This is a genomic window from Achromobacter colocynthidis (assembly GCF_057334535.1).
Map to the genome: position 1 here is coordinate 199,757 of NZ_JBHFIZ010000036.1, position 1,517 is coordinate 201,273.

1 protein-coding gene is annotated in these 1,517 nt (G+C 67.6%); it reads right to left on the bottom strand.

Going from position 1 to position 1,517, the window contains the following annotated elements; genetic code table 11:
* Nucleotides 1-769: 769 nt before the first annotated feature.
* On the bottom strand, nucleotides 770-1,517 hold a 748-nt coding region (locus ACE04A_RS19725; protein ID WP_485820429.1), incomplete at its 5' end, for a DMT family transporter.

A 1,517-nucleotide genomic window follows, 5' to 3' on the forward strand; every position in this document is an offset into this window, starting at 1 on the left:
GGTTCTTCTGCCGACCCTTGCCGCGCTTCACCCATCCTACGGGCGACGGTTGGTGATGGGTTGCGCGCGATTGGCGGGGGTGTTCTTGCGCCGGTCTTGCCGCGCTTCACCCATCCTACGAGGCGATGGTTGTGATGGGTTGCGCGCGATTGGCGGGGGGGTTCTTCTGCCGACCCTTGCCGCGCTTCACCCATCCTACGGGCGACGGTTGGTGATGGGTTGCGCGCGATTGGCGGGGGTGTTCTTGCGCCGGTCTTGCCGCGCTTCACCCATCCTACGAGGCGATGGTTGTGATGGGTTGCGCGCGATTGGCGGGGGGGTTCTTCTGCCGACCCTTGCCGCGCTTCACCCATCCTACGGGCGACGGTTGGTGATGGGTTGCGCGCGATTGGCGGGGGTGTTCTTGCGCCGGTCTTGCCGCGCTTCACCCATCCTACGAGGCGATGGTTGTGATGGGTTGCGCGCGATTGGCGGGGGGGTTCTTCTGCCGACCCTTGCCGCGCTTCACCCATCCTACGGGCGACGGTTGGTGATGGGTTGCGCGCGATTGGCGGGGGTGTTCTTGCGCCGGTCTTGCCGCGCTTCACCCATCCTACGAGGCGATGGTTGTGATGGGTTGCGCGCGATTGGCGGGGGGGTTCTTCTGCCGACCCTTGCCGCGCTTCACCCATCCTACGGGCCATCCTACGGGTGCACGTTCGTAGGATGGGTGGAGTGCGAGATGCCAACCATCTGGGAACTGCCGTCCAGCGCACGTAACCCATCTCGCTCAGCCACGCCCGCGCCCCAGGTTCAACACGATCAGCGCCGCGCCCGCCAGCACAAAACCAAACCCCCACCAGTCGGCTGCGCCAGGTCTGTCGCCGACCAGGGCCATTGCGCCAAGCACGCCAACCACGGGCACCATCAGCGTTGTCAGCGCGGCGACCGTGGCGCTGACGCGTTCGCTCAGGACGAACCACAGCCAATACGCCACCGCCGTGCCCAGGATGATGTGGAACGACAGCGCCGCGACGATGCGGCCGTTCCAGCCTTGGGTGGGAAATGATTCGCCCGCGATCAACACGCCGGTCAGGGCGCAGGCGGCGCCTACGGCGAGTTGCCATGCCGTGATGACGATGCGATGGCCGTTCACGGGCCAGCGCTTCAGGTAGACGGTGCCGGCCGCCCATCCGAACGCCGCCACCAGCGGGAAGATCAAGCCCTTTGTTGCCGCCAGATCGTGTTCCGCGAACACCGCGTGCAGCACGGGCCAGGCCAGGATGGCCACGCCTATCGCGCCCAGCATCAACGCCAGCCCGCGCCGCCGGTCCAGGCGTTCGCCCAGGACCAGCCACGCCAGCACCGCCGACATCATGGGCATGGTGAAGGTCAGCACCGCCGCGCGGGACGTACTGGTGCTGAGCTGCGCCCAGGCCACCGCCAGGTTGAAGACGGCCACGGCCAGCACTCCGCCCACGACGATGCCGGGCCACGCGTCGCGAGGCGGCAGCAGCGCCAGCCGCTTGGCGCGCGCC